This is a genomic window from Oryzihumus sp. (genome assembly GCF_054325275.1).
This window is the reverse complement of the sequence record NZ_JBTCWL010000009.1, coordinates 56,355-75,834: the sequence shown is the minus strand read 5'-3', so window position 1 is coordinate 75,834 and position 19,480 is coordinate 56,355. Positions and strand designations below refer to the sequence as shown.

Sequence of the window (19,480 nt, the reverse complement as noted above, 5' to 3'; positions counted from 1 at the left end):
GCCGGGCCGCGTGGGTGCGCCGGGAGCCCATGGCGCCGACGTAGCCGGCAGGGCTGCGCAGGGCGACCTCGAGGAGCGGGACGTCGAACTTGGGGTCGTGGGTGAGCACCGTCAGCACGGTGCTCTGCTCGACGCGGCCGGCGTCGACCTCCTCCTGCAGGTAGGCGTGCGGCCAGCGCACGACGACCTCGTCGGCCTCGGGGAAGCGCGCCGGCGTGGCGAACACGGGCCGGGCGTCGCACACGGTGACATGGTGGCCGAGGAAGCCGCCGGTGCGCGCCACGGCACGGGCGAAGTCGATCGCGCCGAAGACGATCATCCGCGGCCGCGGCGCGAACGCCGCCACGAACACCTCGAGCTCGTCCGGCCTGCGCTGCCCGTCGGGGCCGTAGTGCAGGACCTCGCTGCGCCCGGCGCGCAGCAGCCCCCGGGCGTCGTCGGTGACGGCATCGTCCAGCCGGTCGGTGCCCAGCGTCCCGATCGCCTTGTCCGCAAACACGATCCGCCGGTCGCCGACCGCAGGGCCGTGGTCGTCCGGTGCGGCCACGACCGTGGCGACGGCCACCGGGGTGCCGGCCTCGATCGCGTCGAGCACGGCGGCGAAGCCCGGGTCGGTGGCCGGGGCGACCCGCACCACGGTGACGTCGAGCTCGCCGCCGCAGGTCAGCCCGACGGAGAAGGCGTCGGCGCCGCTGATCCCGTAGTGCGCCCCGCGGGCGGTGCCGTCGGCGAGCACCTGCTGCGCCACGTCATACACGGCACCTTCGACGCAGCCGCCGGAGACGCTGCCGACGACCTCGCCGTCGGCGTTGACCGCCATGGCCGCGCCCGCGGGGCGCGGGGAGGACCGCCAGGTGCGGGTGACCATGGCCAGCGCGAACGGCCGGCCGCCGGCGACCCACGCGCGCAGGTCGGGGACGAGGTCACGCATGTCTGGGCTCCCGCTGCCTGCTGTGGTCGGTGGCGATGACCCGGGCGAGCTCCTCCAGCGTGGCGACGCTGTGCCCGGCGAGGAACTCGTCGACCGACGGCAGTGCGGCCTGCATCCCGGCGGTGGCGGGGGCGTAACCCTCCTTGCCCTTGTGCGGGTTGACCCAGATGACCCGGTGGGCGAGCCGGTGCAGCCGCTCCATCTGCTCGCGCAGCTCGGTGGTGTCGCCGCGCTCCCAGCCGTCCGAGGCGATGACGACGACGGCGCCCCGCACGAGGCCGCGTTGTCCCCAGGTGGTCAGCAGCTGGCGCAGGTTGTCGCCGAGCCGCGTGCCACCGGACCAGTCGGGCACCGTCGCGGCGAACGCCGCCAGCGCGGCGTCGGCGGTCGGCTGGCGCAGGGCGCTGGTGACCCGGGTCAGCCGGGTGCCGACGGTGAGGACCTCGGTGTGCGGGCGGGTCCGGGCCAGGGCGTGGCCGAAGCGCAGGAACGCGTCGGCGTAGGCCTTCATCGAGCCGGACACGTCGAGCACGAGGACGACCCGGCGAGGGGTGACGGTGCGTCGGCGGTGCCGCAGCCGGGCCGGCTCCCCGCCGGCGCGGAGCATGGCCGCGGTGGTGCCGCGCCGGTCCAGGCGGCCGCGCCGCGCTGGTGCGGTACGGCGGGACACCCGGTGCGGCCCGTCGGTCGAGATCGCGGCGACGAGACGGTGCACGGCCGCGCGCTCGTGCTCCTCGAGGCGGGCGACGTCCTTGTGCCGCAACACTTCCCGGACACTGGCGGTGCTGGTCACGGCGGCCTCCTCGGAGCCCTCCTCACCGGCTCCGGGGTCCTCGACACCGACACCGCGCTCGACCTCGACCCGGGCACGGCTCTGCGGGACCCCGTCGTCGGGGCGGAAGTAGGCCTTGAAGACGCGGTCGTAGACGGCGATGTCCTCGGCCCGGGAGCAGCACGTCAGCCGGCCGGCCCAGTAGACGTCCTGGCGGGAGAGCGCATCGAGCCGGGTGAGCGCCTCGAGGAACGAGCGGACCCGGTCGGGGTGGGCACCCACGCCGGCGCGGCGCAGCGCCTCACCGAAGCCGACCATGACCTCTTCGAGCGCGACGGTGGTCACGGCACTCACCCCGGGATGAGGTTCGCGACCCCGTGGGCGGTGATCGCCTCGAGGTCCTCGCGGTACTTGGCGACGGCGCCGAGCGACGCGGTGGCCAGCTCGGGGGTGATGGCAACGGCGCCGAGCGCCTGCAGGCAGCGGGCCCAGTCCAGCGACTCGGCGACCCCGGGCGGCTTGAGCAGGCCGAGCCCGCGCAGCCGGGCCACCGCGTCGGCGACCTGCGCGGCCAAGGTCTCGGACAGCCCCGGCACCCGTCGGCGCAGGATGGCGATCTCGCGCTCCCGGCCCGGGTGGTCCATCCAGTGGTAGAGGCAACGCCGCTTGAGGGCGTCGTGCACGTCGCGGGTGCGGTTGCTGGTGATGATGACGACCGGCGGCACCTGCGCCCGGACGGTGCCGAGCTCGGGGATGGTGACCGCGAAGTCGCTGAGCACCTCCAGCAGGAACGCCTCGAACTCGTCGTCGGCCCGGTCGATCTCGTCGACCAGCAGCACGCTGCGGTGCTCGGCAGTGGAGGTCTCAAGCGCCCGCAGCACCGGCCGGGCCAGCAGGAAGCGCCGGTCGTAGAGCGAGGCCTCGGTCGCGGCGGGGTCGGTGATGCCGCTGGCCTCGGCCGCGCGCAGGTGCAGCAGCTGCCGGGGGAAGTCCCAGTCGTAGAGGGCCTGGGTGGAGTCGATGCCCTCGTAGCACTGAAGGCGCACCAGCTCCCCGCCCAGCTCCTGCGCCAGGGCCAGCGCGAGGCTGGTCTTGCCGACGCCGGGCTCGCCCTCGCAGAACAGCGGCCGCTCGAGCTGCAGGGCCAGGAACGCCGCCGTGGCCAGGCCCTCGTCAGCGAGGTAGCCCACCCGGTCGAGGGCGTCGGCGATCGCCTGGGGACTGCTGGTGTCGACGGCCAACTCGGGTCCTCCGGCGTGGGGGGTTGGGCTGCGTCCTCACGCTACGGCACGGGGGTGCGCCGGCCGTGGTGAGAACCTGCCAAGAGCCGGTATGCCGCCTTGGTGCCTTCCGATGACGGTGCGGCTCAGGTGCGTGGCTTGGTCCGCAGGTGCTGACCTTCTGCTCCTTGTGTAGTCCGCATCTGCGGATAGGCTGCGAGACATGACGACGTTCCGGATCCGCGAGGCGGCCGAGCTGCTCGGCGTCAGCGACGACACCGTCCGGCGCTGGGCCGACGCCGGCCGGCTCGAGACCGTCGCCGACGCCTCCGGGCGGCGCACCGTCGAGGGCGCGGTGCTGGCCCGCTTCGCCGAGGAGCTCGCCGCCGCGGCCGAGCGCCCGCAGCCCCGGCCGGTCGTCTCGGAGTCCGCGCGCAACCGGTTCCAGGGGCTGGTGACCAAGGTGCTGCGCGACACGGTCATGGCCCAGGTGGAGATCCAGGCCGGACCGCACCGCTTCGTCTCGCTCATGAGCCGCGAGGCCGCCGACGAGCTCGGGCTGGAGCCCGGCGTCCTGGCGATCGCGGCGGTGAAGTCCACCAACGTCGTCGTTGAGGTTCCGGCGCAATGAGCACTCGCCACCGGTCCGTCCTCTCTGGCCTCGCCGCCGGCGCCGTCCTGGCCCTGGCCGCCTGCGGCTCGTCGGCGTCCACCACCGCGACGCCCACGCAGGGCTCGTCGTCCTCGGTCGGCGGCACGGTGACCGTCTTCGCCGCAGCCTCGCTGAAGGAGGCGTTCTCGACGCTGGGGGCGCAGTTCGAGAAGCTGCACCCGGGCACGCACGTCGTGTTCAGCTTCGGCCCGAGCTCCGGCCTGGCCCAGCAGGTCACCCAGGGGGCACCCGCCGACGTCTTCGCCTCGGCGAGCATCAAGAACATGGACCAGGTGGTGCAGGCGGGCGCCGCCACGGCCCCGAAGCCCTTTGCCAGCAACCAGATGGAGATCGCGGTGCCGCCGGACAACCCGGCCCACGTCGCCGGGGTCAAGGACCTGGCGCGCAACGGCGTCAAGGTGGCCCTGTGCCAGGCCTCGGTGCCCTGTGGCGCCACGGCCGCCACAGTCTTCGACAAGGCCGGCGTCACGGTCACGCCGGTCACCGAGGAGGTCGACGTCAAGTCGGTGCTGGCCAAGGTCAGCCTCGGGGAGGTCGACGCGGGTGTGGTCTACGTGACAGACGTGCGCGCCGCCGGCAGCAAGGTCAAGGGCATCCCGATCCCGGCCGATGTCAACGCCTCCACGTCCTACCCGATCGCCATGCTGGCCAAGGCGCCCAACCCCGCTGCTGCCACGGCGTTCACCGACCTGGTGCTCTCCGCGGCGGGGCAGCAGGTCCTTGCGGCCGACGGGTTCGCCAAGCCGTGACCCGGGCCTCGGCACGCCGGGGCGGTGACCACGACGTCACCGGACCCGCGAGCGTGCCGTGGCCACTCGGCATACCGGCGCTGGTGGGGGCGGCGTTCCTGCTCGTGCCACTGGCCGGACTGCTGCTGCGGGCGCCGTGGGGCAGCCTCGGTGGCCTCCTGACCGACGCCAACGTGGCGGAGGCGCTGCGGCTCTCGCTGGTCTGCGCGACCACGGCGACGGTCATCTCGCTGGTGCTCGGCGTGCCGCTGGCGTGGGTGCTGGCGCGGGTGCGGGCCCCGGGGATGACCCTGTTGCGGGCGCTGGTCACCCTGCCGCTGGTGCTGCCGCCGGTGGTGGGAGGCGTGGCGCTGCTGCTGGCGTTCGGGCGGCAGGGGGTGCTCGGGCGGCTGCTGGAGGCATGGACCGGGATCACCCTGCCGTTCACCACCGCCGGAGTGGTGGTCGCCGAGACGTTCGTGGCGATGCCGTTCCTCGTCGTGACGGTGGAGGGGGCGTTCCGGGCGGCCGACCGGGGCTACGAGGAGGCGGCGGCGACGCTGGGCGCCTCGCGGCTGGGCGTGTTCCGCCGGGTGACGCTGCCGATGGTGGCGCCGTCGCTCGGTGCCGGGGCGGTGCTGTGCTGGGCCCGGGCGCTGGGGGAGTTCGGGGCGACGATCACCTTCGCCGGCAGCTTCCCGGGGCGGACCCAGACGATGCCGCTGGCGGTCTACCTGGCGCTGGAGAGCGACCCCGAGGCGGCGATCGCGCTGTCGCTGGTGCTGCTCGTGGTGTCCGTGGTCATCCTCGCGGTGCTGCGCGACCGGTGGCTGCGGGCGGGGAGCGCGGCGTGAGCGTGGATTCACGTGAAACCTCTGCCGCCCTCGAGGTCGACGGGGTGGTCGAGCGTGGGGACTTCCGGCTGGCCGTCTCGGCTACGGTCGCGCCGGGGGAGGTCCTCGGCGTCCTGGGTCCCAACGGTGCCGGCAAGTCGACGCTGTTGCGGGCCCTCGCCGGACTGACCGGGCTGGCCTCCGGGACGATCCGCATCGGGGGCGCGGTCCTCGACGGCGAGGGCGTGTTCGTCCCGCCGGAGCAGCGGCCGGTCGGGCTGGTGTTCCAGAGCTACCGGCTCTTCCCGCACCTGAGCGTGCTGGACAACGTGGCGTTCGCGCCGCGGTCCCGCGGCCTTGGCCGGCGCCGGTCCCGGGAGGTCGCCCGCGGCTGGCTGGAGCGGCTCGACCTGGCCGAGCTGGCCGACCGGCGGCCCGCGCAGGTGTCCGGCGGACAGGCGCAGCGCGTCGCCCTGGCCCGGGCCCTGGCCGCCGACCCCGGGCTGCTGCTGCTCGACGAGCCGCTGTCGGCGCTCGACGCCGGCACCCGGCTCGACGTGCGGACCCTGCTGCGCCGGCACCTGGCGTTCTTCGCCGGGCCCGTGCTGGTGGTGACCCACGACCCGCTCGAGGCGATGGTGCTGTGCGACCGGCTGCTGGTCATCGAGGGTGGCCGGGTTGTCCAGCAGGGCACCCCCGCGTCGGTGGCACGTCACCCCGCGACGGAGTACGTCGCGCGCCTGGTCGGCCTCAACCTGTATGCCGGTCGGCTCGACTCCGACCGCGGCAGCGTCGCCCTAGACGGCGGTGGCGTGCTGGCGGTGACGCCGACTGCCGAGGCGCGGGGCTCGGACCGGGTGCTCGTGGGGTTGCGCCCCTCGGCGATCACGGTGCACACCGTGCGGCCCGAGCACGCCAGTGTGCGCAACGTGTGGGCCGGCACCATCGAGAGCCTGGAGCTGCTCACCGACCGGGTGCGGGTCAACGTCGAGGGCACGCCGTCGGCGCTGGTCGACGTCACGCCGGCGGCGGTGGCCGAGCTCGGACTCGGGCCGGGGCAGGACGTGTGGCTCTCGGCCAAGGCGACCGAGACCGACGCCTACCCCGAGTCGGCGACGTCCCGGCATACCGCCGAGGTGTCCCGAGCCTGACGCCGGTTCGGGGATGCGGCCGGTGGCTGAAAGCAGGCCTCGCTGTTTGCTTTGGGGGCGTACCGTCAGAGGTGCGGCCGGGTTCCGGCGGCGCGGAGCCGGTCAAGACCGGCGGAAGAAGGTGTCCCGTGGCTTGCACCAGGTTCGTGCCGTGACCTCCACCGCTCCCCGGCCGGGGCGGACCGTGGCCACCGACGAGGTCCTGGCGCTGCTCATGCGCGAGGTGCACCAGGCGCGTCAGGCCTGGGCGGACGAGCGCTGCGAGGCGCGCCACGGCGGGGCCCCCATCGAGTCACCCGCCCGCGTCCGGCTCCTGGCGGCGCTCGAGGCGTATGCCGCGGCGCTGGAGTCGCGCCACCTGCCCCTGCCGCCCTCGATCCGGGACGAGCTGCGGCTGCGGCGTGGGGTCCGGGGCGACCAGCCCTACCGCGCTCCCTAGGCACCGCGAGTGGCGTCGCCCGTCGGGAGGGAAGAGGCTCGGGTGCGCGGGGGCGCAGTCTTGCCACTGCGGCCGCAGGAGGGTGACGTCAGGCACGAACGGTGCCGCGCCGGGTTCGGCGCGCGTTCAGACGGAGCTGGGTGATCCGGGCTACCCCGGCGATCGCCACCACCACGCCGCCACCGACGGCCGCGATCAGCAGGGCCATCCCCAGCGGGATGGTGCCGCTCAAGCCGAGGAAGTGGACTTCGACCTCCGTCGTGTTCTGCAGCATGAAGGCGATCAGCATGATCAGGAGGACGAGCGCGGCTCCGATGGCCACCCAGACGGCACTCGCTCGAGTGAGCCGAGGGGCACGCGTTTGCGTCCGGGCCTCGTCCTCGATCGCAGGTGTCTCGGTTGCTCCCTCGTCAGCTGGCCCCGGGGGAGGAGTGGCTGCCGCCATGATCTGACCCCTCCTCACAGCTTCGCGTCCGCAGCCGCCGGACGTTCCCATGGTCACCCCAGGCACCCGTCACCACAAGGCTCGAGCTGTGATGGGAACCTCCCGCTGCAGGTCGCTGCTGCCAGGGACACGAAAGAGGCCCCTCTCCGCTGTGGAGAAGGGCCTCTGACCTGGGGTGGAGGCGAGGGGACTCGAACCCCTAACCCCCTGCTTGCAAAGCAGGTGCGCTACCAATTGCGCCACGCCCCCGAGGGTTTGTCTTCAGTTGTGGATGAGCCTGTGGAAAAGCCTGTTCACAACGTCCCGGGCTGGTCGGTCGCCTCGGCCCACAGATCCTGCTCGGCCTTCTGGGCCTTGAGCTTCTTCTGAATCGCCAGGGCGCCGAAGACGGTGGCCAGCAGCAGCAGGAACTTCTTCACGAGCCGACTCCTCCAGCGGGACCGGGGATGTGATGGTGGGCCTAACAGGACTTGAACCTGTGGCCTCTTCCTTATCAGGGAAGCGCTCTAACCGACTGAGCTATAGGCCCCTACTCATCCACACTGCAGGCTCGGCGGGACTCCGCCGGCGCCTTGCGACGCCCGAGATTACCCCACCGGCCCCGCCTCGACCAAAACGGATCCCACCCCACCCGCCCCACCGGCCGACCAACCCGATGGTGGCGGCGGTGGTGGGGGCGACGGCACCGTGATCGCGCCACTCAGGCCACCACCACCCCCCACCATCACCTGTGGATAACTCCACCCCACCGACGACCTACAACACCCCCGGGGACGCTCCCGCCGCACGCCCGACAACCACAACGGCCGGTATGCCGTGCGCACGGGTCCGTGCGCGGCATACCGGCCGCTGTGGCGAGCTGCGAGGCTCAGTCGTCGGTGAGGGTGAGCTGCAGGCCACCCACGAGCGCCGAGCAGACGTTGTAGAGGAACGCGCCCAGCGTGGCGATCGCGGTCATCAGCACCACGTCGATGACGCCGATGACGATCGACAGGGAGACCACCCGGCCGAAGCCGATGTAGTCCATGAGGTCGAACTTCGTGCCGCCGCTGGTGCCGAGGACGCTCTCCACGGTGCGGTTGACGTCGGCGAAGACGCCCATGCCCGACAGGATCAGCCACAGGACCGCCATCAGCACGACGCCGGCGATGCCGACGGCGACCGACAGCAGGAACGACATCTTCATGACCGACCACGGGTCGACCCGCGAGACGGTGAGCTTGACCCGCCGCGCGGCAGCCGGGCGGGCAGCGCCGGTCCCGGTCACCGTCGCGCCTGCCGGGCGGGAGCCGCCCGGCAGCGCCGAGGTGCTCATGCCCTCGGTCGGCCGGTCAGCAGACCGCTCGGCCGGGCGGTTCGGCGATCCCGCCGGCTTGCTCATGTCGGGGCGCGTCGCCGCGCCGGACTGACCTGCGGTGCTCACTCCTGACCTCCTGTGTCGCCGTCCACGTCGTCACCCGACGTTACGGCATCGGGGGCCGGGCTGCCCTCGTCCGCGCCGGACGTCTCGACATCCGTCGCACCGTCCTTGACGGCAGCACCGACCACGGTCCCTGGGGCAGAGGCCTCCACGGCGTCGGCGACCTCCTCGACCTCGGCCTCGCTGGCGCGCTCGGCGTTGCGGGCCACCGCCACGATCGCGTCACCCTTGTCGGGGGTAGCGAACTTCACGCCCTGGGTGTTGCGGCGGGTGCGGTGCACCTCGTCGACGCGGGAGCGGACGATCTTGCCCTTCTCCATGACGACCATGACCTCGTCGTCCTCGTCCACGGTCAGCGCGCCGACCAGGTCGCCGCCGCGCTCGGAGATCTTGGCGACCAGCACGCCGAGGGTGGCCCGCCCCTTGACCGGGTAGTCCGAGGCGGGGGTGCGCTTGGCCAGGCCGTTCTCGAAGACCACGAACACGTCCGGGTCGGTGCCCTCCTCGATGACGCTCATCGACAGCAGGTAGTCGCCGTCGCGGAACTTCATGCCGGTGACGCCGCTGGTCGGCCGTCCCATCGGGCGCAGTGCCTCGTCGCTGGCGTGGAAGCGGACCGACTGGCCCTTGACCGAGACCAGCAGCAGGTCGTCCACCGCCGAGGCCACGCCCGCGCCGACGAGCTCGTCGCCGTCGCGCAGGTTGACCGCGATGAGGCCGCCGGAGCGGTTGGAGTCGTACTCCGACAGGCGCGTCTTCTTCACCAGGCCGTTGCGGGTGGCCAGCACCAGGTAGGGGTCGCTGGTGTAGTCGCGCAGGTCCAGGACCTGGGCGATCTGCTCCCCGGGCTGGAAGGCCATGAGGTTGGCGACGTGCTGGCCCTTGGACTCGCGGCCGCCCTCGGGCAGCTCGTAGGCCTTGGCGCGGTAGACCCGGCCCAGGTTGGTGAAGAACAGCAGCCAGTGGTGCGTGGTCGTGGTGAAGAAGTGCTCCACGATGTCGTCGCCGCGCAGCGTCGCCCCGCGCACGCCCTTGCCGCCGCGCTTCTGCGAGCGATAGAGGTCGACCTTGGTGCGCTTGGCGTAGCCGCCCCGGGTGATCGTGACGACCACGTCCTCCTCGGGGATGAGGTCCTCCATCGACATGTCGCCGTCGAAGGGCACGACCTTGGTGCGCCGCGCGTCGCCGTACTTGTCGACGATCTCGGTCAGCTCCTCGCTGACGATGTCGCGCTGGCGCTGCGGGGAGTCCAGGATCGCCTTGAACTCGGTGATCATCGCCTCGAGCTCGTCGTGGCGGTCGATCAGCTTCTGCCGTTCCAGGGCCGCCAGGCGACGCAGCTGCATGTTGAGGATCGCCATGGCCTGCAGCTCGTCGATGCCGAGCAGCTCGATCAGGCCGTCGCGGGCGGTCTCGACCGTCTGCGAGGCGCGGATCAGGGCGATGACCTCGTCGAGGGCGTCCAGGGCCTTGAGCAGGCCACGCAGGATGTGCGCCTCCTCCTCGGCCTTGCGCAGCCGGAAGGTCGTGCGCCGCACGATGACGTCCATCTGGTGGTCCACCCAGTGCCGGATGAACGCGTCCAGCGGCAGGGTGCGCGGCACGCCGTCGACCAGCGCCAGCATGTTGGCGCCGAACGTCGTCTGCAGCTGGGTGTGCTTGTAGAGGTTGTTCAGCACGACCTTGGCGACGGCGTCACGCTTGAGCACGATGACCAGGCGCTGGCCGGTGCGGCCCGACGTCTCGTCGCGGATGTCGGCGATGCCGGCCAGGCGGCCGTCCTTGACCAGCTCGGCGATCTTCTCGGCGAGGGTGTCGGGATTGACCTGGTAGGGCAGCTCGGTGACCACCAGGCACTGGCGGTTCTGGATCTCCTCGACCTCGACCACGGAGCGCATGACGATCGAGCCGCGGCCGGTGCGGTAGGCCTCCTCGATCCCCTTGCGGCCCATGATCAGCGCGCCGGTGGGGAAGTCTGGGCCCTGGATCGTGGTCAGCAGGTGGTTGAGCAGCTCCTCGCGGGAGGCCTCGGCGTTGCGCAGGTACCACTGCACGCCCTCGGCGACCTCGCGCAGGTTGTGCGGCGGGATCTGGGTGGCCATGCCGACCGCGATACCGGCGGAGCCGTTGACCAGCAGGTTGGGGAACCGGCTGGGCAGGACCTCCGGCTCCATCGTCTTGCCGTCGTAGTTGGGCTTGAAGTCGACCGTCTCCTGGTCGATGTCGCGGACCATCTCCATCGACATCGGCGCCATGCGGCACTCGGTGTACCGCGGGGCCGCGGCCGGGTCGTTGCCGGGGGAGCCGAAGTTGCCCTGCCCGTCGACGAGCGGGTAGCGCAGCGACCAGTCCTGCACGAGGCGCACGAGGGCGTCGTAGATCGCCGAGTCGCCGTGCGGGTGGTACTGACCCATGACGTCACCGACGACACGGCTGCACTTGTTGTAGCCCCGGTCGGGCCGGTAGCCCCCGTCGTACATCGCGTAGAGCACGCGACGGTGCACCGGCTTCAGGCCGTCACGGACGTCCGGCAGCGCGCGGCTCACGATGACGCTCATGGCGTACTCGATGTAGCTGCGCTGCATCTCCAGGTTGAGGTCGACCGGTTCGGTCCGGTCGGTCTCAAAAGTCGGCGGCTGCTCAGTCACAGTCCAAATCCCTTATCTGTCATGGCAATTCAAAGACGGTGGGTATGACGTGTGGTCGCCGGCCGGCGCACTGCGCCGCCGGCGGTGCCGCGTCAGATGTCGAGGAAGCGCACGTCCTTGGCGTTGCGCTGGATGAAGCCTCGCCGGCTCTCGACGTCCTCGCCCATGAGGATCGCGAAGATCTCGTCGGCAGCGGCCGCGTCATCGAGCGTGACCTGGAGCAGGACCCGGTGGTCAGGGTCCATCGTGGTCTCCCACAGCTCGTTGTAGTCCATCTCGCCCAGACCCTTGTAGCGCTGGATCCCGTTGTCCTTGGGCAGGCGCCAGCCTTGGGCCTGGCCGGCGGCGACCATGGCGTCGCGCTCCCGGTCGGAGTAGGCGAACTCGTGGGCGTGGTTGCTCCACTTCAGGCGGTACAGCGGCTGCTGGGCCAGGTAGACGTAGCCGGCCTCGATCAGCGGGCGCATGAAACGGAACAGCAGCGTCAGCAGCAGGGTGCGGATGTGCATGCCGTCGACGTCGGCGTCGGCCATGAGCACGATCTTGTGGTAGCGCGCCTTGGTGATGTCGAAGTCCTCGCCGATGCCGGTGCCGAAGCCGGAGATCAGCGCCTGGACCTCGTTGTTGGCGAGCACCTTGTCGATGCGGGCCTTCTCGACGTTGAGGATCTTGCCGCGGATCGGCAGGATCGCCTGGGTCTGCGGGTTGCGCCCGCGCACCGCCGAGCCACCTGCGGAGTCACCCTCGACGATGAACACCTCGGAGATCGTCGGGTCGTTGCTCTGGCAGTCGCGCAGCTTGCCGGGCAGGCCGCCGGACTCCAGCAGGCCCTTGCGACGCGTGGCCTCGCGGGCCTTGCGGGCCGCCATGCGCGCGGCCGCGGCCTGGATCGACTTGCGGACGATGTCCTTGCCCTCGCCCGGGTGGGCCTCCAGCCAGTGGCCGAACTCGTCGGTCATGGCGCGCTGCACGAAGCCCTTGACCTCGGAGTTGCCGAGCTTGGTCTTGGTCTGGCCCTCGAACTGCGGCTCGCCGAGCTTGACCGAGATGACCGCGGTCAGGCCCTCGCGGATGTCGTCGCCGGTGAGGTTGTCGTCCTTGTCCTTGAGGAGGTTCTGCTTGCGGGCGAAGTCGTTGATGAGCTTGGTCATCGCCGCCCGGAACCCCTCCTCGTGGGTGCCGCCCTCGTGGGTGTTGATGGTGTTGGCGTAGGTGTGCACCGACTCCGAGTAGGCGTTGGTCCACTGCATCGCCAGCTCGAGGGAGAGCTGGCGCTCCTCGTCCTCGACCTCGATCGAGATGACGTCGGGGTGCACCGTCTCGGAGCGCTTGGACGCGTTCAGGTGGTTGACGTAGTCGATCAGTCCGCCGTCGTAGCGGTAGGAGATCGTGCGGGCCTTGGGCTCCTCGGAGGCCGCGCCCTCGTCGAGCTCCTCGGCCTCCACCGCCTCGGCCGCCCGGGGGCGCTCGTCGGTCAGCGTGATGGTCAGGCCCTTGTTGAGGAAGGCCATCTGCTGGAAGCGGGCCCGGATCGTCTCGAAGTCATAGGTCGTGGACTCGAAGATGTCCCCGTCAGCCCAGAAGGTGATGGTGGTGCCGGTGCTGTCGGTCTCCTCCATCTTCTGCAGCGGAGCGGTCCGCTCGCCGTGGTCGAAGCTCATCCGCCACGCGTGGCCGAGCTGGCGGACCTCGGCGTCGAGCCGGGTCGAGAGCGCGTTGACGACCGAGGACCCGACGCCGTGCAGGCCGCCGGACACCTTGTAACCCCCGCCGCCGAACTTGCCACCGGCGTGCAGCTGGGTCAGCACGAGCTCGACGGTGGAGACGCCGTACTGCTCGTTCATGCCGGTGGGGATGCCACGGCCGTTGTCGACCACCCGGACGCCACCGTCGGCCAGGAGGGTCACCTCGATCCGGTCCGCGTGCCCCGCCAGGGCCTCGTCGACCGCGTTGTCGACGATCTCCCAGACCAGGTGGTGCAGGCCCCGCTCACCGGTGGAGCCGATGTACATGCCCGGGCGCTTGCGCACGGCCTCGAGGCCTTCGAGCACCGTGATGGCGCTGGCGTCGTAGGCGGGACTGGCGGGAGATGCGGCCGCGGGGACGGCGACCAGGTCCGGGGTGGGCTCGTTCGGGATGTTGTCGGGGCTGACCTCGGACACAGTGCTCCTTCGTGGCAGTCAGACGCAGGCCCGGCGCTGCAGGGCAGGCGCGGGCACGGGAAGCGGCCCGCGGCGCAGACGGGTGACCGAAATGTCCCGGTCGTGACCTGCGCTCGCGACAGCCGCCGATTGCTGATCATTCTACCGGTCGATGACGACAAACCCCCGCTCAGGAGGCCCGGAGAGGCCCATGTCGGCCGAAAAAACCCCGGTTTCCTACTCCCCCCACGCGCCCGGCCCCGTCAGGGCGCGAGAACCGGCGTCCAGAGGCGGCCGCCCGCCGGCCCGTCGATGGCTCAGCCGTAGGTGTCCCGCGGCCCCGGACCCTGGGCCCGGCGCGGCCCGCGGGACCAGCTCGGCGCGCTCGGGCCGAGCACCTGCAGCTCGGTCACCGAGCCGGCGCCGACCTCGGTCTCCAGCCGGGTGAGCAGCGAGGAGGACATCAGCCGCATCTGCGTGGCCCACGCCGTGGAGTCGGCCCGCACGGTGAGCACGCCGTCCTCGAAGGTCACCGGCGTGACGTGCGCGGCGACGTCGGGGCCGACGATGGCGGCCCAGCGGCCCATGACCGAGCCGACCGCGACGTCGACGTTCCACCCGCGGTCCAGCAGCAGCCGCTCCATCTGGTCCCCGAGCAGGGCGGGGTCGCGGTAGCCGTCGCGGTTGTCCCGCGTGACCCGCTGCCGCCGGCCTTCCCGGTCCCGCCGGGCCGGCGCGCGGCCCGGCCGCAGCCCCTTGGCGCGGGCCGCCTCCCGGGCCCGGGCCAACGCGGAGGCCGCCGCGGTGTCGGGGGCGTCCGCGGCCGTGTCCTCGACGATGTCCTCACCGGGCACCCGCTCGGGCAGCTCCTCAGGTGACACGGGCAACCTCACCCAGCGTCACGCGATACGTGCTGCCGGCCAGGGAGGCCGGCACGTCCTCGGCCACCGCGGCGGTGATGATCACCTGCTCGCAGTCGGCGACCAGCGCGGCGAGCCGCTCGCGCCGTCCGGTGTCGAGCTCGGCGAAGACGTCGTCGAGGATCAGCACCGGGTCCTGGCCGAGGTCGTGCCGCAGCAGCTGGTATGCCGCGAGCCGCAGTCCCAGCGCGAACGACCACGACTCCCCGTGGCTGGCGTAGCCCTTGGCCGGCAGCTGGCCCAGGGTGAGGAGCACGTCGTCGCGGTGCGGGCCGACCAGGGAGACCCCGCGCTCGACCTCCTGGGGCCGGGCCTCGGCGAGGGCGGCGAGCAGCTCCTCGTGCAGCTCCTCCACGGTGGGCACGGTGCCGGCGGCGATCGCCGCGGCCATCGGCTCGCGCACCGAGGACTTGTAGGACACCCGCGCATCCGACTGACCTGCGCTGACCTCGTCGTAGGCCTTGGCCAGGTAGGGACCGAGGTCGTGCAGCAGCCGCAGGCGGGCATAGAGCAGCGAGGCACCGACCCGTGCGAGCTGGCCGTTCCACACGTCGAGGGTGTGCAGGGCGCTGGCGCGGGCGTCCTCCACCGGCTCGTCGCCGGGCCGCGGCCGACGGCCGGATCCCTTGCGCAGCACCGGTGCTGCCGACTTCAGCAGGGCGTTGCGCTGCTTGAGCACCTTGTCGTAGTCGGTGCGCACGCCGGCCCACCGGGGTTGGCGCGCGACCAGCAGCTCGTCGAGGAACCGGCGCCGCTCGGAGGGGTCCCCCTTGACCAGGGCGAGGTCCTCGGGGGCGAACAGCACCGTGCGCAGCGTGCCGAGCACCTCCCGGGGGCGCGCCACCGGCGAGCGGTTGAGCCGCGCCCGGTTGGCCCGACCCGGAGTGATCTCCAGCTCGACCATCGTCTCGCGGCCCTCGCGCACGACGGCACCCCGGATCACGGCCTGGCCTGCCCCGGCCCGGACCAGCGGCGCGTCGGTCGCCACCCGGTGGCTGCCCAGGGTCGCGAGGTAGCCCACCGCCTCGACCAGGTTGGTCTTGCCCTGGCCGTTGAGCCCGACCAGCGTCGTGACGCCGGGGGACAGCGGCAGCTCGGCCGCCGCATAGCTGCGGAAGTCGGCGACGGACAGGTGGCGCAGGTGCACGGAGGCGACCCCGGGACGGCCGGCCGGCGTCAGTCGGTCGAGCCGGAGCCCGAGCTCGGACCGGCGTCGGCGGCGCGTGTGGCGTGGCCGCCGAACTGGTTGCGCAGCGCGGAGACCGCCTTCATCGCGGGGGAGTCGTCCTGGCGCGAGGCGAAGCGGGCGAACAACGCGGCCGAGATGACCGGCATCGGCACGGCGTTGGCGATACCCTCCTCCACGGTCCAGCGCCCCTCGCCGGAGTCCTCGGTGTAGCCGCTGATCTTCGCCAGGCCGGGGTCCTCCTCGAGGGCCTTGACCAGCAGGTCCAGCAGCCAGGAGCGGACGACGGTGCCGCGGGTCCACGCCTTGAAGCTGCCGTGCACGTCGGTGACGATGTCCTTGGCGGCGAGCAGCTCATAGCCCTCGGCGTAGGCCTGCATCAGGCCGTACTCGATGCCGTTGTGCACCATCTTGGCGTAGTGGCCCGCGCCGACCTCGCCGGCGTGCACGAAGCCCTCCTCGCGCGGGCCCTCCGGGCGCAGCGCGTCGAAGATCGGCATGGCGCGCTCGACGTGCTCGGCGTCGCCGCCGACCATCAGGCCGTAGCCGTTCTCCAGGCCCCAGACGCCGCCGCTGACGCCGCAGTCGAGGTAGCCGATTCCCTTGGCAGCCAACGTCTCTGCATTGACGGCGTCGTCGGTGAAGCGGCTGTTGCCACCATCGATGACGAGGTCGCCCTCGTCGAGGATCTCCCCGAGCTCGGCCACCGTCGCGCGGGTCGCCTCACCGGCCGGCACCATGACCCACACCGTGCGCGGCGCCGGCAGCGCCTCGACCATGGCCTTGAGGCTGTCGACATCGCTGACCTCGGGGTTGCGGTCGAAACCGACCACCTCGTGCCCGGCGCGGCGGATGCGCTCGCGCATGTTGCCGCCCATCTTGCCGAGGCCGATGAGTCCGAGGTGCATGGCTTACCCCTTCGAGGTGTGTGGAGACGTTGCGTCGGGGCCGCCGGCGGGCAGGCCCCAAGGGGTCAGGCTACGTCCGGCCGTCTCAGCTGGCGAAGCGGACCGGCATCAGCACGTAGCGGTAGGACTCGTCCGGCTCGCCGTCGAGCTTGTCCTGCCCGGACAGCACCGCCGGCCGGCTCGCCTGGGTGAAGGAGAGCCGCGAGTATGCCGTGCCGACGACACCGAGGCCGTCGAGCAGGAACTGCGGGTTGAAGGCGATCTCGATGTCCGGGCCGGTCAGGGCGCACTCGATCGCCTCGCTGGCCTGGGCGTCGTCGCCGGTGCCGGCCTCGATGGCGAGCTGGCCGTCACTGAACCGCAGGCGGACCGGGGTGTTGCGCTCGGCCACGAGCGAGACGCGCTTGACCGCCTCGACCAGGGCCGCGGTCTCGACGACGGCCTCGGTGTCGACCGTCGTCGGGAAGATCGAGGTGACCTTGGGGTACTCGCCGTCGAGGAGGCGGGTGGTGGTGCGGCGCTGACCGGCCTCGAAGCCGATCAGGCCCTCGCCGGCGGCGGCCGTGCCGAACGCGACCTCGATCGAACCCGAGGCGCCGAGCGCCTTGGCCGTGTCGGACAGCGTGCGGGCGGGGACCAGCGCCACGTGGTGGGCGTCGGTGCGCTCGGGGTTCCACTGCAGCTCACGCATCGCGAGGCGGTAGCGGTCGGTGGCCAGCAGGGTCACCCGGTCGCCCTCGATCTCGACGCGGACGCCGGTGAGGATCGGCAGGGTGTCGCCGCGGTCGGCGGCGATGCTCACCTGCGCGACGGCCTGGGTGAAGGCGTCGCCGGGGATGGTGCCGCTCGGAGCGGGGGAGGCCGGCAGCGTCGGGTAGTCGTCGGCCGGCATCATCAGCAGGCTGAACCGGCTGGACCCACAGGTCACCTGGACCTTGTTGCCGTCGGTGCTGACGTCGATCGGTCGGGCCGGCAGGTTGCGGGAGATGTCCGCGAGCAGGCGGCCGAGCACCAGGACGGTGCCGGGCTCGGAGACCTCGGCCGGGACGGTGACCCGTGCGGAGACCTCGTAGTCGAAGGCCGACAGCGTGAGGGTGCCTTCGGCGCTGGCCTCGAGGAGCACGCCGGCGAGGACCGGGACCGGGGGGCGTGTCGGCAGACCGCGCGCCGCCCACGTGACCGCCTCGGCGAGAACGTCGCGCTCGACCCTGAACTTCACCAGTACCCGCCCTTTCGCAGACCAACGACTCACAAGAGTGCGTGCTGACACTAGTGCCCGCCACCGACTTGGGAAAACCAAGTCATGCAGTTCCGTGAACCCACAGCGGTGCACAGGCTTGGTACTCGGGGCGGGATGAGTGGATGGGATGTCTCATCACTGTCTTAGGGGCTGTGGACAGTGTGGACAGCGGCCAACCGGGCTGGTCACCGCCGCGCCGGCCGTGTGCACGGGCTGTGGACGTTGGTCGGGGACAACCACGGCCGTCTGTGGACAGAAAATCCGTGTCCACAGGCACTCCACCGGCGGCTCGAAGCTGTCCACAGGCACGGGAGGGACGTGCACCGGTTCTCCACGGGTCTGTCCACATGTGTGTGGGCGTGAAGAACACCAGCCGTTATCCACAGGCTTGTGCACATGTGTGGACTAGAACTACGTCATTTGTGCGAGACGTCGGGTCACAGTGAGGTCACGCCAACCGCACATGGTGTGGAGAACCTTGTGGACGAGCCATCGGCCGGAACGCCCCCGAAACTCGTCCGAAAATGTCTAGCATGGGCACCCAGATGACCGCGGATGGCGCGAACGGGGGGTGCAGGGGTGGACACAGCGGCAGGTACCGCGGTGGTGATCGAGGACGACGAGGACATCCGGGCCCTGGTCCAGGCCGTGCTCGAGCAGCGGGGCCTGCAGGTCATCTCGGCCTCGTCCGGCGCCGAGGGGCTGGAGCTGGTCCGTGAGCGTCAACCCGTCCTCGTGACGCTCGACCTTGGCCTGCCCGACATCGACGGCTTCGAGGTGTGCCGCCGGATCCGGTCGATGAGCGACGCCTACGTCATCATGCTCTCGGCCCGTGCTGACGAGGTGGACCAGCTGGTCGGCCTGGAGATCGGCGCCGACGACTACATCACCAAGCCGTTCAGCCCCCGTGACCTCCGTGCCCGGGTCGGTGCGATGTTGCGCCGCCCGCGCGGTGGCGCCCCTGCTGCCGTCGGCCCCGCCGCGGAGCCCCCGGTCCCCGAGGATCCGGTGGCGACGGCAGCAGGGGCGGTGCCGTCGGAGGAGGCCGCCCACCGGTTGACCGTTGACGTCGAGAGCCGGGTCGCCGTGCTGGACGGCGAGGAGCTCACCCTCACCCGCACCGAGTTCGACCTGCTCGCGGCCCTGTTCGGGCAGCCGCGGCGGGTGTGGACCCGGGAGGCCCTGCTGCGCACGGTGTGGAAGACCGAGTGGGTCAAGGACACCCACCTGGTCGAGGTCCACGTCGGCAACCTGCGCCGCAAGCTCGGTGACGAGGAGTGGATCCGCACCGTCTGGGGAGTCGGCTACCGCTTCGGCCAGCCCGAACTCGCCGAGATGGCCGCCCGCCGCAACACCTGACCTGCCTCAGCAACTGCGCGCGGTGGTCCTCCCGGATAGACCGCTCTCCCAGTTCAGGTAGGTGGTGGAGACCTGGAACCGGTAGGTGACCCCGTTCGTGACGGGGAACGTGTACGACGTGGTCGAGCGCCCGGCGATGGCGATCGGTGTCGGCTGGGCGACGTTGTTCTCCGACCAGTACAGGTTGTAGCCCGTGTAGTAGGCGTCGCTCGTCGTGGACCAGGTGACCTTGATGGTCGACCCGGACGGGCTGACGCAGCTGACGTTGGTGGCGGGGACGCTGGCGTTGGGCGTGTTGAGCGAGTCGGTGGTGGCCTTCCAGCCGGTCTGGGTCTTCGTCGAGGTGAAGCCGGCATAGGTGACGCATGACCCGCCGACGACCAGCGCTACGGACGAGCACAGCACCGCGACCAGGCGGCCGGCGGTGCGTGTGGGTCTCATGGTCACTCCTGTGGGAGAGGGCACT

At 71.6% G+C, this 19,480-nt stretch carries 19 protein-coding genes, 2 tRNA genes and 1 pseudogene; 7 read left to right on the top strand and 15 right to left on the bottom strand.

Annotation, left to right across the window (positions count from 1 at the left end; translation table 11 throughout):
* The 3 genes from ACXVGS_RS03930 to ACXVGS_RS03920 all read right to left on the bottom strand — a co-directional run.
* A partial coding sequence (locus tag ACXVGS_RS03930) for an XdhC family protein (RefSeq protein ID WP_458536641.1) occupies positions 1 to 931 on the bottom strand: 931 nt, incomplete at its 3' end.
* On the bottom strand, positions 924 to 2,048 hold the full coding sequence (locus tag ACXVGS_RS03925; protein ID WP_458536640.1) for a vWA domain-containing protein: 1,125 nt from the start codon (positions 2,046 to 2,048) through the stop codon (positions 924 to 926). The genes ACXVGS_RS03925 and ACXVGS_RS03930, both read right to left, overlap by 8 nt.
* A 5-nt stretch (positions 2,049 to 2,053) precedes the next feature.
* On the bottom strand, positions 2,054 to 2,944 hold the full coding sequence (locus ACXVGS_RS03920; RefSeq protein WP_458528620.1) for an AAA family ATPase: 891 nt from the start codon (positions 2,942 to 2,944) through the stop codon (positions 2,054 to 2,056).
* Positions 2,945 to 3,146: 202 nt separating this feature from the next.
* On the opposite strand from ACXVGS_RS03920, the gene ACXVGS_RS03915 reads away from it, so the two are divergent.
* The 6 genes and pseudogenes from ACXVGS_RS03915 (at position 3,147) to ACXVGS_RS03890 (ending at position 6,747) form a co-directional block, all read left to right on the top strand.
* On the top strand, positions 3,147 to 3,554 hold the full coding sequence (locus ACXVGS_RS03915) for a TOBE domain-containing protein (RefSeq protein ID WP_458528619.1): 408 nt from the start codon (positions 3,147 to 3,149) through the stop codon (positions 3,552 to 3,554).
* Positions 3,551 to 4,345: a molybdate ABC transporter substrate-binding protein gene (gene modA / locus ACXVGS_RS03910; protein WP_458528618.1), complete on the top strand. Its 795-nt coding sequence runs from the start codon at positions 3,551 to 3,553 to the stop codon at positions 4,343 to 4,345. Before ACXVGS_RS03915 ends, modA begins: the two co-directional genes overlap by 4 nt.
* On the top strand, positions 4,342 to 5,178 hold the full coding sequence (locus ACXVGS_RS03905; RefSeq protein ID WP_458535085.1) for an ABC transporter permease: 837 nt from the start codon (positions 4,342 to 4,344) through the stop codon (positions 5,176 to 5,178). Before modA ends, ACXVGS_RS03905 begins: the two co-directional genes overlap by 4 nt.
* Before the next feature lie 65 nt (positions 5,179 to 5,243).
* Positions 5,244 to 5,624 (top strand): annotated as a pseudogene (locus ACXVGS_RS03900) (ATP-binding cassette domain-containing protein); the annotation flags it as partial.
* A gap of 168 nt (positions 5,625 to 5,792) precedes the next feature.
* Positions 5,793 to 6,308 carry a TOBE domain-containing protein gene (locus tag ACXVGS_RS03895; RefSeq protein ID WP_458528648.1) on the top strand — a complete coding sequence of 172 codons (516 nt, stop codon included), beginning with the start codon at positions 5,793 to 5,795 and terminating at the stop codon, positions 6,306 to 6,308.
* A 151-nt stretch (positions 6,309 to 6,459) separates the two neighbouring features.
* Complete coding sequence (locus tag ACXVGS_RS03890) at positions 6,460 to 6,747, top strand: hypothetical protein (RefSeq protein ID WP_458531793.1); 288 nt, start codon at positions 6,460 to 6,462, stop codon at positions 6,745 to 6,747.
* Between the two features lie 88 nt (positions 6,748 to 6,835).
* Here the strand turns inward: ACXVGS_RS03890 and ACXVGS_RS03885 are convergent, their stop codons facing one another.
* The 11 genes from ACXVGS_RS03885 to dnaN form a co-directional block, all read right to left on the bottom strand.
* Positions 6,836 to 7,069 carry a lipopolysaccharide assembly protein LapA domain-containing protein gene (locus tag ACXVGS_RS03885; RefSeq protein WP_458528615.1) on the bottom strand — a complete coding sequence of 78 codons (234 nt, stop codon included), beginning with the start codon at positions 7,067 to 7,069 and terminating at the stop codon, positions 6,836 to 6,838.
* Positions 7,070 to 7,368: 299 nt separating this feature from the next.
* Positions 7,369 to 7,441 (bottom strand) — tRNA-Ala (locus ACXVGS_RS03880).
* Positions 7,442 to 7,485: 44 nt separating this feature from the next.
* Positions 7,486 to 7,611 (bottom strand): DLW-39 family protein, encoded by a 126-nt coding sequence (locus ACXVGS_RS03875; RefSeq protein WP_458528613.1) that lies wholly within the window; start codon positions 7,609 to 7,611, stop codon positions 7,486 to 7,488.
* A 33-nt stretch (positions 7,612 to 7,644) separates the two neighbouring features.
* A tRNA-Ile gene (locus tag ACXVGS_RS03870) sits at positions 7,645 to 7,721 on the bottom strand.
* A 339-nt stretch (positions 7,722 to 8,060) separates the two neighbouring features.
* Positions 8,061 to 8,615, bottom strand: coding sequence for a DUF3566 domain-containing protein (locus tag ACXVGS_RS03865; protein WP_458536639.1), 555 nt, complete (start codon positions 8,613 to 8,615; stop codon positions 8,061 to 8,063).
* On the bottom strand, positions 8,612 to 11,260 hold the full coding sequence (gyrA, locus tag ACXVGS_RS03860; RefSeq protein WP_458528611.1) for a DNA gyrase subunit A: 2,649 nt from the start codon (positions 11,258 to 11,260) through the stop codon (positions 8,612 to 8,614). The genes ACXVGS_RS03865 and gyrA overlap by 4 nt, the downstream gene beginning before the upstream one ends.
* Before the next feature lie 92 nt (positions 11,261 to 11,352).
* Positions 11,353 to 13,374 (bottom strand): DNA topoisomerase (ATP-hydrolyzing) subunit B, encoded by a 2,022-nt coding sequence (gene gyrB / locus ACXVGS_RS03855; RefSeq protein ID WP_458536643.1) that lies wholly within the window; start codon positions 13,372 to 13,374, stop codon positions 11,353 to 11,355.
* 344 nt (positions 13,375 to 13,718) lie between these two features.
* Positions 13,719 to 14,282, bottom strand: coding sequence for a DUF721 domain-containing protein (locus ACXVGS_RS03850; protein WP_458528610.1), 564 nt, complete (start codon positions 14,280 to 14,282; stop codon positions 13,719 to 13,721).
* Positions 14,272 to 15,468, bottom strand: coding sequence for a DNA replication/repair protein RecF (recF, locus tag ACXVGS_RS03845; protein WP_458528609.1), 1,197 nt, complete (start codon positions 15,466 to 15,468; stop codon positions 14,272 to 14,274). Before recF ends, ACXVGS_RS03850 begins: the two co-directional genes overlap by 11 nt.
* Positions 15,469 to 15,497: 29 nt before the next feature.
* Positions 15,498 to 16,415, bottom strand: coding sequence for a phosphogluconate dehydrogenase (NAD(+)-dependent, decarboxylating) (gene gnd, locus ACXVGS_RS03840; protein ID WP_458528608.1), 918 nt, complete (start codon positions 16,413 to 16,415; stop codon positions 15,498 to 15,500).
* 85 nt (positions 16,416 to 16,500) lie between these two features.
* Positions 16,501 to 17,634, bottom strand: coding sequence for a DNA polymerase III subunit beta (gene dnaN / locus ACXVGS_RS03835; protein WP_141790537.1), 1,134 nt, complete (start codon positions 17,632 to 17,634; stop codon positions 16,501 to 16,503).
* A gap of 600 nt (positions 17,635 to 18,234) precedes the next feature.
* Between dnaN and ACXVGS_RS03830 the strand changes: the two genes are divergently transcribed.
* Positions 18,235 to 19,014 carry a response regulator transcription factor gene (locus ACXVGS_RS03830; protein ID WP_458531794.1) on the top strand — a complete coding sequence of 260 codons (780 nt, stop codon included), beginning with the start codon at positions 18,235 to 18,237 and terminating at the stop codon, positions 19,012 to 19,014.
* A gap of 6 nt (positions 19,015 to 19,020) precedes the next feature.
* On the opposite strand, the gene ACXVGS_RS03825 is transcribed toward ACXVGS_RS03830, so the two are convergent.
* Positions 19,021 to 19,455 (bottom strand): fibronectin type III domain-containing protein, encoded by a 435-nt coding sequence (locus ACXVGS_RS03825; protein WP_458528605.1) that lies wholly within the window; start codon positions 19,453 to 19,455, stop codon positions 19,021 to 19,023.
* Between the last annotated feature and the right edge of the window lie 25 nt (positions 19,456 to 19,480).